This window comes from Micromonospora sp. NPDC007230, assembly GCF_042869115.1.
Lineage (GTDB): Bacteria > Actinomycetota > Actinomycetes > Mycobacteriales > Micromonosporaceae > Micromonospora.
In genome coordinates this window covers 82,526-101,969 of record NZ_JBIAFE010000012.1, presented here as the reverse complement: position 1 = coordinate 101,969, position 19,444 = coordinate 82,526, and the positions used below count along the sequence as shown (strand labels likewise).

The following is a 19,444-nucleotide window of genomic DNA, read 5'->3' as shown; positions in this document are numbered from 1 at the left end:
GGTGATCATGGCAACTCCTCTACGTCGCCGGCATGCCGGCGTCCTGACCGTCCTCGCGCTGCTGGCCACCATGGCCGCCTGCGGCGGCACCGCCGCGCCGGCCACGACGACCTCCGGCGACACGCTGCGCTACGTGTCGATCGGCTCGCCCGCCACGGCCAGCAACGACCCCCACGGCGGGCTGGCCAACGAGTCCGACGCGCTGCGCTTCGCCCTGACCTACGACGTGCTCACTGGCCAGGGACCCGACGGCCGCACCCAGCCGCGGCTGGCCGAAACCTGGCAGCCCGACAAGACCCTGACCAGATGGCGGTTCACTCTGCGCCGCACCGCCGTGTTCAGCGACGGCCGGCCGGTGCGCGCCGCGGACGTGCTGTACTCGCTGCGGCGCATCGAACGCAAGGCCGCCGAGAACTACGGCCGGCTCGCCGCGTTCGACCTGGCCGCCTCACGGGTCGTCGACGAGCACACCGTCGAGATCGTCAGCCGGCAGCCGTTCGCCGACGTGCCCCGCGCCCTGGAGTCGGTGACGTTCGTGGTGCCCGAGGGCAGCGACGACTTCACCACCCCGGTGCCCGGGTCCGGGCCGTTCCGGCTGGTCAGCAGCGACGCGCAGACCGCGGTGCTGGAACGCCACGACCGGTGGTGGGGGCCCACCCCGCCGCTGCGGCGGATCGAGGTTCGCGCCGTGGCCGACCCGCAGGCCCGCGCGCAGGCCGTGCTGTCCGGGCAGGCCGACGTGGCCGCCAGCATCGCCCCGACGGCGGCGAAGCAGGCCGAAGGCCGCGCCGATCTGACGCTGGTGCGCCGCCCGGCGGTGACCATGTACCCGTTCGTGATGCGCACCGACCGTAAGCCCTTCACCGATCCCCGGGTACGCGAGGCGGTCAAGCTGGCCGCCGACCGGCCGGCGCTGGTGCAGGCGGCGTTCCTCGGCTACGGGCAGGTCGGCGACGACGTGCTCGCCCCGGCCGACCCGTCCGCCCCGACTGGGCTGGCCCCGCGCCAGCGCGACGTCGCCCGGGCCAAGCAGCTGCTGGCCGAAGCGGGATACGGCAACGGCCTGACGGTCACGCTGCACACCACCACCTCCTACCCGGGCATGGACACCTCCGCGACCCTGTTCGCCCGTCAACTGGCCGAGGCCGGTATCACCGCGCAGGTGAAGCTGAACCCGCCGGACACCTACTTCACCAACGTGTGGGCCAAGCAGGACTTCTACACCGGCTACTTCGGCGGCATCCCGTTCTTCGACGTGGCCCGGGTGGCGCTGCTGTCCACCTCCCCCACCAACGAGACGGCCTGGAAGCGGCCGGCGTTCGACACCGCCCTGAACGCCGCCCTGGCCAACCCCGACGAGGCCGCCCGCAACCGGGCCCTGGGTGAGCTGCAACGGCAGATCCGCGACGAGGGCGGCTACGTCGTGTGGGGCACCGGCGACGGCCTGGACCTGACCCGCAGGGGCGTGCAGGGCCTGCCCACCGGTCCGGGGTTCGCCCGGCTGTTCATCGACCAGGTTCGGATCGGCGCATGATCCGCCGGCTGGTGCGGGCGCCGCTGCTGCTGGTCGGGGTCTCGGTGCTGGTGTACGCCGCTACCGAGGCCCTGCCCGGCGACGCCGCGGACGCCCGCACCGCCGGGCGGGCCACCGCCGCGCAGCTGGCCGAACTCCGTACCCGCACCGGCCTGGACGCCCCGGCCTGGCAGCGGTACCTGGACTGGGTCGGCGGGCTGCTGCGCGGTGACGCCGGTGTGTCGCTGCTGTCCGACCGGCCGGTGGCCGACCTGGTCGGCCAGCGGCTGCCGGCCACCGCCACCCTGGCTGCCGCCGCCCTGGCGGCGGCCGTGCCGGCGATGCTGGCGCTGGCCTGGGTCGCCGGCACGCCGTCGCGGATCGGCCGGATCGCCGCAGCCGCGGTCACCGCCGTGGCGGCGGTGCCGCAGGTGGTGGTCGCCGCCGGCCTGACCGCCGTGTTCGCCGGGATGCTGGCCTGGCTGCCGCCGGTGTCGCTGCTGCCGCCCGGCGGCACCCCCGCCGACCCGCGGGCGCTGGCGCTGCCCGTGCTCAGCCTGGCGCTGCCGTCGGCGGCGTACGGGGCAGCCCTGCTGCACGGCGTCGTCGCGGACGCCGCCGCCCGGCCGTACGTGCGCGACGCGCACCTGCGCGGGCTGCCCCGGTGGCGCGTCGCTGTTCTCTACGTCGGCCCGATGCTGCTGGCCCCGGCCGCGCGGGTCGTCGCGGTGGTCGCCGGTGGTCTGGTCGCGTCGACCGCGGTGGTGGAGACCCTGTTCGGCTACGCCGGGCTCGGTGAGCTGCTCACCGGGGCCGTGGCCAACCGGGACACCCCGGTGGTGCAGGCGGTGGCGATGCTCGCCGCCGCGGTCGTGCTCGCCGGTCTGTTCCTCGCCGACCTGCTCGCCGCCGCCACCGACGCGCGGCGTTCACCGACATGACCGGCCCCGCTGCGTGGCTCTCCCGCGTCCGGCATGGCGCCTGGACCGGGGTCGCGGCCGTAACGATCGTCGGTCTGCTGGCGGTGGCGGGCGGCATCCTGGCTCCCCACGATCCCACCGCTCCGGTTGGTGCCCCTTGGACGCCGCCGGGCCCCGACGCCGTGTGGGGCACCGACGCCCTCGGCCGCGACGTGCTGTCGAGGGTGCTCGTCGGCGGCCGGTATCTGACGGTGACCGCCGCTGCGGCGGCGGTCACCGCCAGCACGCTCGGGGTGGCCGGCGGGCTGGTCGTCGGCTGGCACCGCGGCCGGGTCTCCCGGCTGCTGACCGCCGGCATGGACCTGCTGCTGGCGGTGCCGCTGCTGCTGATCGCGATGGTCCTCGCCGTCGCGCTGCCGGGCCCGGCGGCGGTGGTCGCCGGCACGGTGTGCGGGGGCACCCCGTTGACTCTGCGGGTGGTCGCCGACACCGTCACCGCGGTGCGGCACACCGGGTACATCGAGGCCGCTCTCGGCCGCGGCGAGTCCGACCCGGTGATCCTGGCGCGGGAGGTGCTGCCCGCGCTGGCCGGGCTGGTCCGCGCAGACCTGGCCGCCCGGTTCGTCGTCGCCCTGCAACTGGCCGCCGCGCTGAGTCTGCTGGGTCTGGGGCCGGCGCCACCTGCGCCGGACTGGGCCGCCATGATCCGGGAGAACCTCACCGGCGCCGCGCTCAACCCCGCTGCGCTGGCCGCGCCCGCGGCCGCGCTGGCCGTGGTGTCCCTGCTCGTCACGGTCGCTGGTCAGCTCGCCGGCCGCACCCGCGGACGGCCGGCATGACCGGCAACGGCTCTACATCAGACGCGGCGGCGGCCCGCGGGCTGTCCGTCACCGGCCTGCACGTCCTGGACGCTGACGGACGCACCGTGATCGGCCCGGTCGACCTGCACGCCGCGCCGGGCGAGGTCGTGGCGCTGGTCGGCCCGTCCGGCGCGGGCAAGACGGTCCTGCTGTCGGCCGTGCTCGACGCGCTGGCGCTGCCGCTGCGACGCGCGGCGGGTCAGGTGCGCTGGCAGGGCACGCTCGTCGCGCCCGGCGCGGCGGCCCGCCGGTGGCGGCGTCGCCACGTCGGGGTGGTCGGCCAGGATCCCGCCCAGGCACTGCACCCGTTGCGGCGCGCCGCCGCGCTGATCGCCGAAAGCGGCGCCGACGCCGCATCCAGCCGGGCAGCGCTCGCCGCGGTCGGCCTCGCCCCGGCCAGGTACGCCGACCGCCGTGCCCACCAGCTCTCCGGCGGACAGGCCCAGCGCGTCGCCGTCGCCCGGGCGGTGGCCGCCGAACCCGATCTGCTGGTCCTCGACGAGCCGACCAGCGCTCTGGACGAGGCGGCCATGCAGTTCGTGGCCGCCGCGGTCCGCGTCCGGCGTGGCGATCCCCGCTGTGTCACCCTGCTCGTGTCGCACGACGCCGCCGTCGTGGCCGCCCTCGCCGACCGCGTCGTGCAGATCGGCGCACCGGCGACGTCCACGGCGACCGGATCGGTGTCGCGGCCGGCGCCTGGGGCCACACCGCTGCTGAGCGTCCGCCGCCTGACGGTGTCGCAGCCGCCCGGCGGCGCCGCCCTGCTGCGCGAGGTCGACTTCCAGGTAGCCGCCGGCGAGTTCGTCGCGGTGCGCGGACCGTCCGGCTGCGGAAAGAGCACCCTACTGCGGACCCTGGCGGGGCTGCACCCGGTCGACGCCGGGCACGCCCGGCTCAGCGACACGGACCTGCCCTGGCCGGTCCGCCACCGAACCCAGCCGCTGCTGCGGGCCGTCCAACTGGTCGGCCAGCACCCGGCCGACGCGCTCAACCCCGCCCACCGCGTCGGCGCCACACTGGCCCGCCCGCTACGCACCCTGGCCGGCGTCGACGCCCCCGACACTCACATCGCGCGGCTGCTGACCCAGGTCGGCCTGGCCCCGGACATCGCCGCACGCCGCCCCCACGAGCTGTCCGGCGGGCAGCGGCAACGCGTCGCGCTCGCCCGCGCCCTGGCGGCCGGACCGCGGCTGCTGCTGGCCGACGAGATCACCGCCGCGCTCGACGCCGCCACCGCAGCCGGTGTCCTGGACCTGCTCGACCAGCTGCGCGGCGACGGCCTGGCGGTGCTCACCGCCAGCCACGACCCGGCGGTCGCCGCCCACGCCGACCGCGTCCTGCTCCTGCACGACAACGACCTCACCGCGGAGGACCCTGCCCATGCCCGTTAACTCGCCCACCCCATCCAGTGAGGCCGCCGCCGCGCTGGCCGCGCACCCGTGGATCGCTGCCGCGTACCCCGACGAGGCGGGCGGCCTGCGGATCGCACCGGACCCCGCCGCGCTGGCTGTCGGCGACCACCCCGGCGCGCTGGTCGTCGAGTTCCTCGACCACTGGAGCGAGCTGTACGAGGCGACGTACGCCGGCGCTCACGGCCGCCACGCCGACGACCTGGACCTGTCCGGCTGGCGGGCCACCGACACGGGCCAGCCGCTGCCCACCGACCACATGACCGAATGGGTCGGTCGCACCGTCGCGCTTATCCGTGGCACCGGAGCCCGTCATGTGCTCGAACTCGGCTGCGGCACCGGGCTGCTGATGCACCGCCTGTACCCGCACCTGACCGGCTACGTCGGCACCGACGTCGCCGAACACGCCGTAGCCACCCTGGCGGCGGCCGCGCCGGCCACCGTGCGGGTGCTGCGCGCCGCCGCCCACGAGCTTGCCGGAGCGCCCGTACGACGGGCCCTGCACGAGCTGGGCTTCCCGGGCGGGCGGCCGGACTGCGTCGTGCTCAACTCGGTCACCCAATGCTTCCCCACCGTCGCCTACCTGACCCATGTCGTGGCCACCGCCATCGACCTCGTCGCCCCGGGCGGCGCCGTGGTCGTCGGCGACGTGCGCCACGCCGGCCTGCACGAGCACTTCTGCCGGTGGGCCGAACGCGCCGCCGACCCAGACGCCGACGACGCCACCGTGGCCGCGCGGGCGACGGCCCGCGCGGCCCGGGAGGAGGAGCTGCTCGTCGACCCGGCCACCATCGCCGCCGCCACCGGCGGCACCGGCCGGGCCGTCCATGTCGGCGTGTACGCCAAGACGATGCGGGCCGACACCGAACTGACCCGCTACCGCTTCGACACCGTGCTGCACGTCGACACCGCGGCCCCGGCGTCGCGTCCGCCCGCCGTGCGGTGGGCTGACCTGCCGGTACCCGACCGCCTCGACGTGGTGCGGAAGCTGCTGGCCGACGGGCCTGTCCACGTGCACGGCATCCCCAACGCGCTGCTGCACCCGGACGCCCCGGACGCGGTCACCGCGCACGCGCTGCACGACGTGGTAGGCGACCGCGGGGCGGTGCTGCTGGACCCGCGCGACCCCACGCTGCTGGAACTGGTCGCACCAGCCGACGCTGCTCCGGTTCCGGCCGCTGCCCTTGCCGGCGGCGACCGGCAGGCCCACGAGCCGCTGCCCGCGTTCGTGCGCCGACGCCTGACCGAGGAGGCCCGCCGCGCCCTGCGCCGCCGCCTGCCCGCAGCCGCCGGCACCCCCGTCCGCGTCGACCTGGGCCGGACCGCCGGATGAGCGTCGAGTTGATCCGGCAGCGGGCGGCGCAGGCCGGCGAGCAGGCCATGGCCGGGGTGAACCGGGCGGCGTTGCCGAGCTTCATGCGCCGGCTCGACGAGGCGGCGCTGGTGGCCATGGCGGCCACGCTGCACGCTGGCGGCGCCTTCCGGGCAGGTGTGGCGCGCACCGCGGACGAGGTCGGTGACCTGCTGCGCGTCGCCCCGCGGCACCGGTGGATCCTGCGCCGCTGGCTGGCCGTGCTCAGCACCGAGGGCTGGCTGCGTCACGACGCCAGCCCCGGCCGCTACCACGGACTACGCCCGGCCACCCGCGATGATCTGGCCGCCACCGCCCGCGACCTCGACGCCGCCCGCGCCGGCCTGGGCTACCCGGCCGCGATGACCCGGTTCTTCACCACCACCGCGGCGAACCTGCCGCAACTGCTCCGCGACGAGGTCCCCCTGCAGGCGCTGCTGTTCGCCGACGACGACCTGGCCACCGCCGAGGCCGCCTACAAGGACAACGTCATCAACGGCTACCTCAACGCGGTCACCGCCGCCGCCCTCGCCGCGCTGGCCAGCCGGCACCACGGGGCGCAGCCGCTGCGAATCCTGGAACTCGGCGCCGGCATCGGCGGCACCACCACCGACGTACTGCCCACGCTGGCCGGGCAGCCGGTGACCTACCACTTCACCGACGTGTCCCGGTTCTTCCTCGACACCGCCCGGGACCGGTTCGCCGCCTACGACTTCCTCACCTACGGGCTGTTCGACATCAACCGCCACCCCACCGACCAGCTACCCGCCGGCTCGCAGGATGTCATCGTCGCCGCCAACGTCGCGCACAACGCCGTCGACGTGACCCGGCTACTGGCGGGGCTGCGCACACTGCTGACACCCGGCGGGCACCTGCTGCTCATCGAATCCTGCCGCGAGCACTACCAGATCGCCACGTCGATGCAGTTCCTCATGTCCGCCCGCCCGGGCACCCCGGCTGCCGGAAGCGGCGACCTACGCGCCGGCACTGATCGGATCTTCCTCACCCGCACCCAGTGGCTGGCGCAACTGTCCGCCACCGGGTTCACCGCCGTGCTGGACCTGCCGCACCCCGACGATCCGCTGAGCGCCCTCGGCCAGCACGTCTTCCTGGCAGCCCGGTGAGCCGCCCCGGACGTCCTGCCGCTGCGGCCACCGGCCGTCGCGGTCCCGCTGCCTCACCCGACGCGTACGGCACGGACCACATCCATGGGGCCGACCTCGGCACGCAGCCCCGCCTCGGCCAACTCGGCCCTCAGGTCGTGCTCCGACAGTACGTGCCAGGGGTAATCGACGGTGTATTCCCGCAGCACAACGTCGCCGTCGAGCACTCGGTAGCGCATCCGCCAGGTCACCGTGTCGGGCCCGGCCGGCTCGGCGCTGCCGCCGCCCTCATAGGTGTGCCGGCCGATGCGCACCGCGCCGAAGGTGGTGAACCCGACCACCGCCGGCTCGGCCGGCGGCTGCAGGTTGACCACCAGGGGCGCGCCGGGCGCCAGGCGCGCGGCGACCCGATGCCAGAATTCGCGCCGGTCCTGCGGGGGCAGGTGCCCGATCATGTTGGCCGCGAGCACCGCGCCGAGCCGCTCGGGTAGTGGCGCGCCGAGTGCATCGCCGGCCAGCACGGTGACCCGCTCGCGCAGGTCCGCGTCGGCGGCCACGCGGGACAGCAGCACCGCCCGCAGGACCGGCGACGGCTCCACGGCCAGCACCGCCGCGGCGGGGCAGGCGCCGGCCAGTATCTGCGTACCGAGGCCGGTGCCGGCGCCGACGTCGAGCACCGGCCCGTGCTCGGGTTCGACCCCGCGCAGCGCCGCCCGCACCGGGTCGCGGAGCACCTGCCACGCCGGTCCACTCAGGACGTCGATGAACTCCCCGGAGGCTTCGTACCCATCTTCCATGCCGCCAGGTTAGTGGAAACCGTTCTCATTTTCGACTAGGCTGCCGTAGTGACATCCCGGCCATCACCGCTGGAGGCTGCGCCGCCCATGACCCTCACCTCGACCGCCGCCCCCACCGAGCATGACCAGACCACCGTGCTGGCCGGCATCTGGGCCGAACTGCTCGGCATCGACCCCGACGCGCTACCCCGTGACGTCAGCTTCCTGCGTCTGGGCGGCGACTCCGTGCTGGCCGTACGGATGTCCGCGCTGGTCCGTCGGCGACTCGGCGTGCAGCTCGCCCTGTCCGACGTACGCGTCGACACCACGCTCACCGAACTGGCCGCCCTGGTCGCCAGCCGCGCCGCCGGCACCACGACCGGCGACCGGCCCCTGCCCGTAGACCTGCACCGCCGCGCCGACCCGGCAGCACCGTTCCCGCTGCTGCCGCTGCAGCAGGGCTACTTCGTCGGCCAGCAGGACGGCTGGGAACTGTCCTACGACTCCGCGCACTACTACCTCGACCTCGCCCTGACCGACGTCGACCCCGACGAGGCACCGGAGGCGCTGCGCGACGCGCTGCAGCGCTTGGCCGCCCACCAGCCCACCCTGCGGGCCCGGGTCACCCCGGAAGGCCACCAGCACGTGCTGCCCCTCGAGCATCCCGGCGCGGTTCCGCCGCTGCACATGCTCGACCTGCGCGACGATCCGGACCCCGACGCTCGGCTGGAGGTGTTGCGCCGCGAGATGAGCACCCGCGGCCCCGATCCCACCCGCGGGCCGGGCGTCGACGTGCGGCTGAGCCTGCTGCCCGCCGGCCGGGGCCGACTGCACCTGTCGCTGAGTCTGCTGCTGGTCGACGGCTGGTCGTCCAACGTGCTCACCCGCGAGCTGCTCACCCTCGCCGCCGACGTCAACGCCACCCTGCCCGCCCTCGACGTCGACTTCGGCGACTACGTCAACGCCCTCGAGCAACTTCCCGCCACCACCGGGTGGCGAGCCGACCGAGATTGGTGGCGGGCGCAACTGCCGAGCTGGCCGCCAGCGCCGGCGCTACCGCTGACCCGCGACCCCACCGAGGCGACGCCTCAGGTGATGGCGAACCGGGAGGCCCGGCTGCCGGCAGCCGTCTGGACGGCGCTGCGGCAGCGGTGCGCCGAGCAGGGCGTCACACCGTCCGTCGCCCTGCTCACCGTCTACGCCACGGTGCTGGCCCGCTGGGCCGGGCACCACCGGCTGCTACTGAACACGTTGCAGCTCAACCGGCTTCCGCTGCACCCCGACGTGCACCGCCTCGTCGGCGCATTCGCCTCCACCATGCTGCTGCCGGTCGACCTGCCACCCGGCGCCAGCTTCGCCGAACTGGCCGGGCAGACCCAGCGCCGGTTCGCCGAGCACACGGCCCACAACCTTGTCTCGGGTGTCGAGATCGCCCGCGACCTCGCCCGCCTGCGGGGCACCCACCGACCGGTCGCCCCGGTGGTGTTCCTCAGCACCATCGGCATGGACGCAGCGATGGGCGAACGGGCGCCCCGGCACGCGGGCCCGCTCGGCAACGTGAACGCCGCCGACCACCACCACCAGCTGCGTACCCCGCAGGTGGCCCTCGAAGCGCGGCTGTTCGAACTTGACGACGAACTCGTACTTGTGTTCAGCACCGTCGCCGAGATCCTGTCCGCCGAGCAGGTCGACCGGGCGTTCGCCGAGTTCGTCGACCAGGCTGCCGCCCTCGCCGACGCCGACGCCTGGCATGAGGCGGTGCCGCTGCCTGCCACGCCGGACCCCGACCCGCTGGCCGGTGGCCTACGCCTCGGGCTGCTCGACGAGGCACCGCAGGCTGGCGACGACGAGCCCGGCCCACCCCGCGATCGCGTCGAGGAACAGATCGCCGCCGTCTTCGCCGACCTGCTCGGCGTCGCGGTCACCGACCGCACCGCCAGCTTCTTCGCCCTCGGCGGTGACTCCCTGCTCGCCGTGCGCGCCCTCGCCCGGCTCGCCCGCGACGGCCTCACGGGCGCCACCGTACGGGACTTCCTCGCCGCGCCCACCGTTGCCGGCCTCGCCGCCGCCGCTCGCCCCACCCCGACCCAGTAGAGGGAGCACCAACGAGGTGTACGACGTCATCATCATCGGCGCCGGCTCCGCCGGACTCAGCGCCGCCCAGGTCCTCGGCCGCCAACAACGCCGCACCCTGCTCATCGACGGCGGCCCACCGCGCAACCACCCCGCCGACGGCATCCACATGTACCTCAGCCGCGACGGCTTCCCACCCCTGCGCCTGCTCGAGACCGGCCACCGCGAGCTGGCCGCCTACCCCAGCGTCGAGATCCGTCAGACCCGCGTCGAAGCCGCCCACGGCAGCATCGACGACTTCACCGTCAACCTCACCGACGGCACCACCCACCACGCCCGCCGCCTGCTACTGGCCACCGGCCAAGTCGACGAACCCTGGCCCATCGACGGCGTCGCCGAACGCTTCGGCCGCAGCGTCTTCCACTGCCCCTTCTGCCACGGCTGGGAAGCCCGCGGCAAGAGCATCGCCGTGCTCGGCCGCGAACCCGCCCAGGTCATGCTCGCCGCCTACCTCGCCGACCGGTACACCGACGACGTCGTCGTCGCCACCCACGGCCCGCACCAGCTACCCGAGCCGATCCTGGACAACCTCAAGACGCTGAACATTCCCCTCATCGAGCAGCCGGTCACCGCGCTCACCGGCGACCTCGACGCCCTGCAGCTGCACCTCGCCGACGGCACCACCCTGGACCGGCAGGTCGTCTTCCACCGGGCGCCCACCCGCCAGCACGCACCCCTGGCCGCCCAGCTCGGCGCCGAACTGCTGCCCGACGGCTACGTGCGCGTCGACGAGTTCGCCCAGACCACCGTGCCCGGCGTGTCCGCCGCCGGCGACCTCGCCCGCCTGCCCGCCCTACCCGACGGGCTCACCCTCGTCAGCCAGGCCACCGCCGACGGCGTACGCGCCGCCGTCTGGCTCGAACAGGGCCTGTTCCGCGCCGGCCTACCCGTCCCACTTGGCTGACAGCCCCTTGGCCGGCTGCCAATCGCTGTGCTCGGCCCGGCGGGGCGTCATGGGCACATCTATGGTTCGAACGCCCGCCGGCCTCCGGCGCGCCCTACTCATACGGGTTCTTGGGTGGCGCGATCTTCTGCCAGGTGTCCACCTCCAGGTACGGGATGTCGGATCCGTTGATCGGGTCCTTGGCGGTCTGCGGAACCCACCGGCCGGTGGCCTGCACCCAGCTATCGGCGGGCAGACGGGGCACATCGCCGCTGAGGCCGATCTTGACGGGCATTCCGTCTGCGGCACAGCAGCTGAGGATGATGCGGGCGAGCATGGGTTGGCCGTCCGCGCCGGGGGCGATGAAGCCGGTCAGCTGGACCTGCCGGTCGCGCAGCGTCTTGCCCTCGCCGTAGAGGGCGCGGGATCCGTAGTCGAGGAGAGTGAGCTTGACCGGGTCGCCCGACGGCAGGGGCGGGAAGGGGCTGTACTCGCCCGACGTTCCCTCGGTCTCCTGCCGGCTGCTGGTCAGGGCGGAGCCGGCGCGAGCGGCGGTGTCGGCGCCAAGGGCCGACGGCGCGACGAAGAGCAACGCAAGAGTCGGCAGCAGTAGCAGCCAACCCGCCGCCGGCCCGGAGTGGTCGTGCCCGTGCCCGTCGTCGTCGGCGGAGTGGGCATCCGCCTGGCGCGGGCCACGGAACTCCTGCACGAGGGCCACCACAGCGGCGATGATCAGCAGGATCGCGGCGGCGATGAGGAACGGCTGTAGTCCCTGTTTGACGTAGCGTAGATACACGTCGGTGACGCTGGCGCGCAGGATCGCACCACCGAAGAACACCATCACCACGGCCTGAGCGCCCCGGTTCACCAGATCACCATCCCCACTGCCGCCGCGACCAGCACGGCCAAGACGAAGGTCGCCGGCGCGAACCGGACGGCGAACCGCCGCCCGAACATGCCGGCCTGCATGGACACGAGCTTCAGATCGACCATCGGACCGACCACGAGGAACGCCAGACGAGCGGTCAGGGAGAACTGCGACAACGACGCGGCGACGAACGCGTCCGCCTCGGAGCAGATCGACAACAGCACCGCCAGCGCCGCCAGCGCCAGCACCGACAACACCGGCCGGGCCGCCAGATCGTGCAGGAACTGCTGCGGCACCGCCACGTTGATCGTGGCCGCGGCCATCGCGCCGAAGACGAGGAAACCGCCGGCGTGAATGATGTCGTGCCGGCAGGCCGCCCAGAACGCCGCCATCCGCGGCAGCCCGTCGAGGTGCGCCCGATGCGGCAGCCGGATCCACTCGGTGCGGCCCAGCCGCAGCCACAACCATCCGATCAGCATCGCCACCACCAGGCTCGCCCCGCCACGGGCGGCGACCATCTCCGGGTTACGCGGGAACGCCACGGCGGTCGCGGTCAGCACGATCGGGTTGATCGCCGGCGCGGCGAGCAGGAACGCCAACGCGGCGGCGGGCGTGACCCCGCGGCGGATCAACGATCCCGCGATCGGCACCGACCCGCACTCGCAACCGGGCAGGACCACCCCGGCCATCCCGGCGACCGGCACCGCCAGTGCCGGATGGCGGGGAAGCGCCCGGGCCCAGAACGAGCGCGGCACGAACACCGCGATGACGGCCGACAGCACCACCCCGAACACAAGGAACGGCACCGCCTGCACCATCACCGACACGAACACCGTCAACCAGGTCTGCAACCGCGGGTCCGCCACCAGCGCGCCGATTTGCCGGTACAGGACGCCGACGAGGATGAGGAGCACGCACAGCACTTCGACAGAACCGATCACCCGATCGCGTTTCGGCCGCGTGGGCTTCGAATCCGTCCCCGCTGGCAGGTGCGGGTGCTGCTCGCCGGCCGGCGCGGCAGAGGGCGCGGAATCGGTCGTGCTCAGGGCGATCACCTTCTCCGGGTGTCCAATGCAGGGGCATGCTGGAGTGATCAGAACGTGAGGCAGGGCCCGTAGCGGCGAAGGCCACCACCCCCTGTGTCGGCCTGCGCCGCTAGGGTCCGCATGCCTGCGGGGATGACTGACTCACGCACGGACTCCTCCGACGACAACCACCCAGCGGCGGGGCGAACGAGGAGCATCATCCGGCTATTGAAATCGACTGTCACTACGTCTCCGCCGGTCGTAATCACTCTGTGACAAGACACCACGTCGCCCTAGGTCACCTGCAGCACGCGGCCGCTGCCGCAACCCCCGCGGAATCCGCTAAAGGAAATCGGTTGCCAACTTGAGCAGGCTCGCCGGGTTCAGCGACCGCTTTCCCAGCCGTCATCCAGGCCCGCCGTGGCGAACTCGCCGGCGATCCGCCCCAACCGGACGTGATCGGCATCAGACATCGGCCCAGCCCACGAGCGCTTCCAGATCCGATGCTCCATCCGAACCGGCACACCCATGAGCGCTGTGGGCCGTTGAGTCCTGCGCCGGCCGGACAACCGGGGCTGAGTCGGCATACGAGGCCTCGCCTGTCCGGCCACGGGCCACTGTGGTGTCAGGCTGAAGATCAAGCCGACGCGCCTGATCGCGCGATTGATGTGCGTCCTGCCCGCCTCCTTGCCGGTCATCTTTCGTATCGACGGATGAAACTTCGTGTTCTCTGAGCAGAACTATCGACTGGGCGTGGTCAAAGGGCTTACGCTCCGAGCCAAACAACCATCGATGCGGGGGATGCCATGTCCCGTCGAACCGGAAGACCGTCCTACCTCCTGGCCTCACCTGCCCGGCAACAGCGATCCACGACAAAGGTGGGCGCGGGCGCTGCCGCGGCGGCATTGGCTCTGTGCCTGGTCGGCGGACTGATCGGATTCGCCGTGGGCCAGCCGAGCCCGACCGAAGCAGGCATCGCACAGATGCGCGAAGCCAACGCCAAGCGCGACGTCCAGCAGATCATCGAACTCACCGAGATGGCACGCGGAACAGCGGACCAACTCTCGCCGATCCTTCTCGCCATCAAGCAGGACTCGGACGCCGGACGGACGCCCGAGGCATCTCAGGTCCACCAATGGCAGCAGACCATGCGCCAGCTAACCGAACAGTTCGACGACCCACCGTCGGGCACGACCGCAACCAACGTAGCCCGTGGTGGCCTCAAAAGCGCCGTAGAGCAGGGCGGCATCGCGGTCGACTCTGTCGCCCTGGCCGTCACCAGCCCCGCCCCCGTACGCAAGAACCAGCTGGCGCTGGCGGCGCGGCAAGGGGCTCAAGCGTCCGTCGCATGGTCGATTGCCGCGGCTCAGCTTGACCAGATCAATATCGACGCCGGCCGGGGCCACCAACACGTCTACCTAGACGCTGGGGATGCAGAGGGTGCTTTCACGCCAGATGGCGCCGCCGAAGGCGCCGACGGCTGAGACCGACCGCCGCCCTGGTCATCGCCGGGTAGCGGTCAAGGAAGCGTGAAAGCCGCCGGGTCTACGGTGGAGCCGTCATCGGCATCGGCGCTGGGGTGGTCGTTCTTCCATGCTGCGGCATCGCGGGGACCGCTGCAATCGAGCCGAGGTCGACGGCGCGTTCGGCCCGGCGGGCACCGGCTCCACCACGTCCGCCTCAAGGGCGAGCAGGCGCAGCGACCGGATCTGGGTGTGGCGCTGGGGCGTTGCGCAGCCGTCGGCGGGTCGACCCGCCGTCAATCGACGTCCAGGTCTGGTCGGTCGGTCCGTGACCGCATCGAAATCCGCTGCCGGCCCTTTCCGACGCGGATCGGAGGCGCGCGAGATCAACCCCGCTCCGGGAGCCGTCAATGTCGCCAGCAGGATGGCGCCAGCCGCAACAGGCGCCAGATCGTAGTCCCGGCCCAGAGTGCGCCGGCTCGGTAGCCGAACCGGCGGAGCTACCGGTGAGAGCACCGCGAGCCCAGGCGCAGGCCGGCAACACCTTCATGACCGATGGCCGTCGAGGTGTTTGACAGTTTGCGCCGTGGGCGACGTCGTTGTCTGTAACCCTGACCCGGTGGGCACAGCAGCTGGGGGCGAGGCCGTCGAGTTGCGCGTGCACGGGGTGTCCGGCGCGTCGGCGGAGACGCTTCTCGACCATCCGATCGTGGTGCGCGTGGCCGGGGATCGGTACGCCGGGTTCTACCGGGTGCGGCCGGACAACGGCGCGGCCGGCGGCGCCACCGCCGGAGTGGCCGCCGAGGCCTACCGTTGGGGTGCTCTGACGGCCGGTGCGGCGGTGCGGACGGCGTCGATGTTGTTGCTGCTGCCGTTCATGCTGGGCAACGTCGCGATCTGGTTACGCCCGAGATCGACCGACCGGTTCGGTCTGCTCGGCGCGTTGTGCCGCCTGCTGGCCAGCTCCCTCACCGTGGCGTTCACGCTGGCGATCATCGGTGTCACGATGAACCTCGTGGGCTGGCAGTGCGTGCCGTACGTGCAGTGCCGTGCGGACCGCCCGTACCTGTCCTGGCTCGCCGCACTGCCGATGGGTCCCCGCCTGGCCGTCCTGGCGCTGATCCCGCTGCTCGCGCTGCGTCTGTTCTGGGCGGTCGGCGCCCGGTCCGCGCGGGCGTTCGAGGGCTTCGGGCCGACAGCGGCCGAGCCGAAAGCATCGGAGGGGACCGAGAGCCTCAGCACGCCGGGGTTCTGGGACGACGAGCGGATGACCTCGTGGCTACGTCAGATCCACGTCGGGCTCGGCGCCGGCACGGTCGACGTGAGCCTGCTCATTGGTGTCTCGGGCGGCGGACGGAGTCTGGTCGGCGCGCTGCTGCTGGACGCCGCTGCGGTTCTGGTGCTGTTCTGCGCGGCGCTGCTGTGCCTGCCCGTGCCGGCCAGCCAGGCGCGGGCGCGTCGTCTCCTGCGCCCGCTGTGGGTGATCACCGCCGTGGTGACCGCGGGAAGCCTCAGCTACGCCGCTTCCAGCCGATCGGGGCAGTTGACGGCCGGGCAATTGCCGGGTTACGAGGGCAGCGCCGCCGGCCTGGTCGCGGTGCAGGGCGTCCTGCTCGTAGCGATCGCCGTCGTCACGCTTGAGAGGGCGCGGGCGAACCCGACCGGGAGCCGCCCCTACCTCCGGGGTCTGGGCACGCCGGTCGTGGCGGCATTGTCGGTCAGCGTCTCCGCCGCGTTCACCGCCACCCTGGTCTTCCGGGTCGCCGACCACCTTGACCGCGGCAACATTCCCGATCCCATCCGGCCCAACCCGCCGGCCCTCGGCCCGCTGGAGCCCCCGGTGGCGTACTGGTGGGCCGCGCTCGCCGGGCTCGCCGCCCTGCTGATCGTCGCCGCAGCAGCGACCGCCACTCTCCTGCTCAACCGCCGGCGGAGACGGGCCCTGGCCGAGCAGGTCGTCGCACACGACTACCCCCACGTCCCCCCACACGCAACGCGCCGGCTCCATCTGGTACGCGAAACCGTCGCCAAGTCCCACCTGGCGGAGGAACTGGGCCCGATGCTCGTCGCGTTCTTCCTGATCTCCTCCCTCGGCCTGGCCACCATCGCACTCGACCTCATCGGAGTCGGCCCCACCCAGCTCGCGGCCCAACTCAGCGGGCAACGCGACGGAACCGCAGTGCTCGCCGCCTACCTCACCGACGTCGGAATCTGGATCATCAGTCTGCTCGTCATCGGCCTCATATTCCTCGGGTACCGGTCATACCGGTCGGCCGAGACCCGACGCCTCGTCGCGATCCTGTGGGACCTGGGCACCTTCTGGCCGCGCACCGTCCACCCCTTCGCACCCCCCTGCTACGCCGCCCGGGCAGTGCCCGAACTGACCAAACGGGTCACCGCCCTCGCCGCCCGAGGCCCCGTCGTCATCTCCGGACACAGCCACGGCTCAGTCCTCGCCGCAGCCACCGTCCTCCAACTGCCCGCGGCCACCCTGCCCAACGTGGCGCTGCTGACCCACGGCAGCCCACTCGGACGCATCTACGCCCGCCTCTACCCCGCCTACCTCGGCCAACACGTGCTGTGCGACCTCGGCGAACGGCTCGACTGGCGATGGCACAACCTCTGGCGAGACACCGACCCCATCGGCGGACCCATCTTCAACCACCGCGCCGCCAAGCCCACGTGCGACAACCCCGCAGCAAGCCATGTCGACATCCGACTCCGCGACCCCCGCGCCCTGACCATCGACCCGGCGGACACCGTCCCACCACCAGTCGAGCGCCATTGGCCCTATCACACACAACCCCACTACCAGGAGGCCGTACGGGAACTCGTCGACCGAACCAGCCATTGCGATACCGACCAGCACCACTCCAACCAGTCAGACACCGACCACCGGCCAGGCCATCACCCCTAGTCCGTATCGAGACGAGCCGCTACTCAGGATGAAACCGCTCAGTGAGTGGGCGGCGTTCTCGTGCGGCCGCTAGGTGATCGAAAAGAGGCGATCAGCGGGGTCCACGACGGCGGCCAGCAACGCGCCGGGCACGAGGGCCGGGTCGTCGGCGCGGATCGTGTCTGCTTCGAACGTGGCGAACCCGGGCCCGCTGATCCGCAGGTGGAGTTCCAGCCCAGGATCCTCTCCGCCCAGGTGGTTCGCCACCGCGAGAATCTCCGCTGTCGCGGCGACACCAGCGGCGGATAGCCGACGCGCGTCGCGGCGCGAGCGGGTGACCAGCCGCCAGCCGAAGACGCCGAAGCCGACACCGACGATCGTCACCAGTACGTCACCAGCGAGTAGGCCCCAGAAGTCTGCGGGCGACCGCAGTGGATCTGACGTCACAGCGGCGGCGAGCAGGACCGGTCCGGGCAGGCAGATGGCCAGGAACGCCAGTCGGCAGAGTAGCGCGCCGATCGGACCGATGCGCGCTTCCGCTTCCCGGGGGGTACTCGTCACCCTCGCACCCTAATGCAGCGCCCAACGTGACTGACTGAGTCGTTTTCTTCCGTCGTAGCGGGCAGCCCGGACAGGAATGGCGCCTGGCCCGTGGGTCACCGGGACAGGCGCCATTCCTGGACACGAACACCGTTGGCCTTGCCGACCGCCCACCGAACGTCCGCCGGTCTGTCAGACACCCACTGGTTCGCGGTCCTTGGGCGAGGCGTTGCTGCGGTGCGGGAGCAGTCGTATCAGCCAGGGGCCGGCCACCAGAAGGACGGCCATGGCCAGCACCACCAGTGCGATCGGGTGCGTGAAAACGATCAGCAGGTTGCCGTTGCCGAGGGCCGACGTCTGGGTGAGCGCCTTCTCGAAGAGCGGGCCGATCACCAGGCCGAGGACCAGCGGTGCCATTGGGAGGTTGTAGCGCCGCATGAAGTATCCGGCGATGCCGGCGGCGAAGACGACCCAGACGCTGAACATGTTGTTGTCGATGGAGTAGGCGCCGACGAAGCTGGTGAACAGGATGATCGGATACAGGTAGGCGTATGGGATGCGCAGCATCTGGGCGAACATCGGTGCCATCGGCAGGTTGAGCACCAGCAGCATCACGTTGCCGATGAAGAACGACACCAGCAGGCCCCAGACGAGCTTCGGCTGGCTCTCAAACAGCAGCGGTCCGGGCTGCAGTCCGTAGATGGTGAACGCGCCGAGGAGGACTGCGGTCGTGCCGCCGCCGGGGATGCCGAGGGTGAGGGTTGGTACGAAGTTGGCGTTTGCGGCTGCGTTGTTGGCGCTCTCCGGTGAGGCGACCCCTTCGATCGCTCCGCGGCCCAGTTGATCCTTGTTCTTGCCGACCCGCTTCTCCACGCCGTATGCGATGAAGGAGGCCAGCGTTGAGCCGGATCCAGGGAGGCAGCCGAGGAGGAAGCCCAGGATGCTGCCGCGTCCGATCGGGCCGATGCTGCGCCGCAGTTCGGTTCTGGTGATCAGCAGGTCGCGGAACCGGGTGCGGATCGGTGCGGCGGCGCCGACGCGGATCTGGTACATGACCTCGCCGACGGCGAACAGTCCGATCATGACCTCCACGAACGGTATCCCGCCGAGGAGGTTGATGCTGTCGAAGGTGAAGCGGGAGGTGCCGGTGCCGGCGTCTAGGCCGACGGTCGCCAGCAGCAGGCCGGCGGCGGCCATCGCGAAGCCGCGGGTTCGTGAGTCGCCGGAGAAGCTGACGATGGTGGCCAGGCCGAGGATCATGATGGCGAGGTTTTCGACCGGGCCGAACTTCAGCGCGAAGCCCGCGAAGGGCGGTGCGAGCACCATCAGCAGGACGAGGGAGAAGATCGCCGCAACGAAGGAGCCGATCGCGGCGATGGCGAGCGCTGCGCCGGCCCGGCCGTTACGCGCCATCTGGTAGCCGTCGAGGGTGGTCACGACGCTCGACGCCTCGCCTGGGGTGGAGATCAGTACTGAGGTGATGGTTCCGCCGTACTGCGCGCCGTAGTAGATCCCGGCGAGCATGATGAGCGCGGTGACGGGCTCGAAGTCCAGGGTCAGTGGTAGGAGCACGGCCACGCCGGTGGTTGATCCGAGGCCGGGGAGCAGCCCGATCACGGTGCCGGCGAGGACGCCGACGAAGCACCAGAGCAGGTTCTCGGGGGTTAGCGCGGTCTGGAAGCCGAGCAGAACGTTGTCGATCAC

Annotated in this window: 16 protein-coding genes; 10 read left to right on the top strand and 6 right to left on the bottom strand. The window is 72.3% G+C overall.

Features of this window, described 5'->3' with window-relative positions:
• Positions 1–7 precede the first annotated feature (7 nt).
• The 6 genes from ACFYML_RS18820 to ACFYML_RS18795 are packed head-to-tail and all read left to right on the top strand — an operon-like array spanning position 8 to position 7,177.
• A complete protein-coding gene (locus ACFYML_RS18820) occupies positions 8–1,534 on the top strand; it encodes an ABC transporter substrate-binding protein (protein ID WP_387421815.1) in 1,527 nt (508 codons plus the stop codon).
• Positions 1,531–2,454, top strand: a complete 924-nt coding sequence (locus tag ACFYML_RS18815) for an ABC transporter permease subunit (RefSeq protein ID WP_387421814.1) — start codon at positions 1,531–1,533, stop codon at positions 2,452–2,454. Before ACFYML_RS18820 ends, ACFYML_RS18815 begins: the two co-directional genes overlap by 4 nt.
• Positions 2,451–3,272, top strand: a complete 822-nt coding sequence (locus ACFYML_RS18810; RefSeq protein WP_387421813.1) for an ABC transporter permease subunit — start codon at positions 2,451–2,453, stop codon at positions 3,270–3,272. The genes ACFYML_RS18815 and ACFYML_RS18810 overlap by 4 nt, the downstream gene beginning before the upstream one ends.
• On the top strand, positions 3,269–4,684 hold the full coding sequence (locus ACFYML_RS18805) for an ABC transporter ATP-binding protein (RefSeq protein ID WP_387421812.1): 1,416 nt from the start codon (positions 3,269–3,271) through the stop codon (positions 4,682–4,684). Before ACFYML_RS18810 ends, ACFYML_RS18805 begins: the two co-directional genes overlap by 4 nt.
• Positions 4,674–6,035, top strand: a complete 1,362-nt coding sequence (locus tag ACFYML_RS18800; RefSeq protein WP_387421811.1) for a methyltransferase — start codon at positions 4,674–4,676, stop codon at positions 6,033–6,035. Before ACFYML_RS18805 ends, ACFYML_RS18800 begins: the two co-directional genes overlap by 11 nt.
• Positions 6,032–7,177: a class I SAM-dependent methyltransferase gene (locus tag ACFYML_RS18795; protein ID WP_387421810.1), complete on the top strand. Its 1,146-nt coding sequence runs from the start codon at positions 6,032–6,034 to the stop codon at positions 7,175–7,177. Before ACFYML_RS18800 ends, ACFYML_RS18795 begins: the two co-directional genes overlap by 4 nt.
• A 53-nt stretch (positions 7,178–7,230) precedes the next feature.
• On the opposite strand, the gene ACFYML_RS18790 is transcribed toward ACFYML_RS18795, so the two are convergent.
• Positions 7,231–7,953: a class I SAM-dependent methyltransferase gene (locus ACFYML_RS18790; RefSeq protein ID WP_387421809.1), complete on the bottom strand. Its 723-nt coding sequence runs from the start codon at positions 7,951–7,953 to the stop codon at positions 7,231–7,233.
• 87 nt (positions 7,954–8,040) lie between these two features.
• Between ACFYML_RS18790 and ACFYML_RS18785 the strand changes: the two genes are divergently transcribed.
• Together ACFYML_RS18785 and ACFYML_RS18780 are read left to right on the top strand one after the other, a co-directional pair.
• Positions 8,041–10,026 carry a condensation domain-containing protein gene (locus ACFYML_RS18785; RefSeq protein WP_387421808.1) on the top strand — a complete coding sequence of 662 codons (1,986 nt, stop codon included), beginning with the start codon at positions 8,041–8,043 and terminating at the stop codon, positions 10,024–10,026.
• 16 nt (positions 10,027–10,042) lie between these two features.
• Positions 10,043–10,969: an NAD(P)/FAD-dependent oxidoreductase gene (locus tag ACFYML_RS18780; protein ID WP_387421807.1), complete on the top strand. Its 927-nt coding sequence runs from the start codon at positions 10,043–10,045 to the stop codon at positions 10,967–10,969.
• Positions 10,970–11,063: 94 nt separating this feature from the next.
• Here the strand turns inward: ACFYML_RS18780 and ACFYML_RS18775 are convergent, their stop codons facing one another.
• The 3 genes from ACFYML_RS18775 to ACFYML_RS18765 all read right to left on the bottom strand — a co-directional run bounded on the left by ACFYML_RS18775 (position 11,064) and on the right by ACFYML_RS18765 (position 13,539).
• The gene (locus tag ACFYML_RS18775; RefSeq protein WP_387421806.1) at positions 11,064–11,816 is read right to left on the bottom strand and encodes a TIGR03943 family putative permease subunit; all 753 of its coding nucleotides are present in this window, start codon (positions 11,814–11,816) and stop codon (positions 11,064–11,066) included.
• A complete protein-coding gene (locus ACFYML_RS18770) occupies positions 11,813–12,805 on the bottom strand; it encodes a permease (RefSeq protein ID WP_387421924.1) in 993 nt (330 codons plus the stop codon). The genes ACFYML_RS18775 and ACFYML_RS18770 overlap by 4 nt, the downstream gene beginning before the upstream one ends.
• 419 nt (positions 12,806–13,224) lie before the next feature.
• The gene (locus ACFYML_RS18765) at positions 13,225–13,539 is read right to left on the bottom strand and encodes a hypothetical protein (RefSeq protein ID WP_387421805.1); all 315 of its coding nucleotides are present in this window, start codon (positions 13,537–13,539) and stop codon (positions 13,225–13,227) included.
• 180 nt (positions 13,540–13,719) lie between these two features.
• On the opposite strand from ACFYML_RS18765, the gene ACFYML_RS18760 reads away from it, so the two are divergent.
• Together ACFYML_RS18760 and ACFYML_RS18755 are read left to right on the top strand one after the other, a co-directional pair.
• The gene (locus ACFYML_RS18760; protein ID WP_387421804.1) at positions 13,720–14,325 is read left to right on the top strand and encodes a hypothetical protein; all 606 of its coding nucleotides are present in this window, start codon (positions 13,720–13,722) and stop codon (positions 14,323–14,325) included.
• Positions 14,326–14,923: 598 nt separating this feature from the next.
• On the top strand, positions 14,924–17,221 hold the full coding sequence (locus tag ACFYML_RS18755; RefSeq protein WP_387421803.1) for a hypothetical protein: 2,298 nt from the start codon (positions 14,924–14,926) through the stop codon (positions 17,219–17,221).
• 69 nt (positions 17,222–17,290) lie between these two features.
• On the opposite strand, the gene ACFYML_RS18750 is transcribed toward ACFYML_RS18755, so the two are convergent.
• Together ACFYML_RS18750 and ACFYML_RS18745 are read right to left on the bottom strand one after the other, a co-directional pair.
• On the bottom strand, positions 17,291–17,761 hold the full coding sequence (locus ACFYML_RS18750) for a hypothetical protein (protein ID WP_387421801.1): 471 nt from the start codon (positions 17,759–17,761) through the stop codon (positions 17,291–17,293).
• 171 nt (positions 17,762–17,932) lie between these two features.
• Positions 17,933–19,444: a tripartite tricarboxylate transporter permease gene (locus ACFYML_RS18745; protein WP_387421800.1), complete on the bottom strand. Its 1,512-nt coding sequence runs from the start codon at positions 19,442–19,444 to the stop codon at positions 17,933–17,935.